Source organism: Chryseobacterium sp. Leaf394, from assembly GCF_001424105.1.
Lineage (GTDB): Bacteria > Bacteroidota > Bacteroidia > Flavobacteriales > Weeksellaceae > Chryseobacterium.
On record NZ_LMQH01000015.1, the window covers coordinates 4,183 to 4,586 of the forward strand.

Annotated in this window: 1 protein-coding gene; it reads right to left on the reverse strand. The window is 28.5% G+C overall.

Going from position 1 to position 404, the window contains the following annotated elements:
- Window positions 1–166 precede the first annotated feature (166 nt).
- Window positions 167–404 (reverse strand): hypothetical protein (locus ASG21_RS20500; protein ID WP_056084835.1); only part of this gene is annotated, 238 nt, incomplete at its 5' end.

Here is a 404-nt window from a genome sequence, read left to right on the forward strand (position 1 = left end):
TGTTTTTAATTCTATTTTATATGAATTGTCGAATTTGTGGTATTTTTCAATAGTCAAAATTTCCCAATCATTACCTAATTCACTTTGTAACAACTCAGATAATTTCTCAGCTTTTATTTTTTTTGTTTGATTTTCAGTTACAATTGTCAGGAAAATATTCTTTAATTCACTCATATATTTTTGCTCCTTTAAAAATGTCCGCAAAGGTTGACCAATTTGGTTTGTCTGCTTTTATATTTAGTTTCATATTGTCGTAATGACCTTGAATATCTTCTGTATAAACACTTAGAGCTTCCAAAAAGTCAGGTAAAGTTTTATTCTCCCAGCTTTTAGGATTGTCAAAAAAGTCCTTGCGTAGTAAGTCAAGAAATTTAATGAAAGTTTGTCTGTCAGTTACTTTAAAG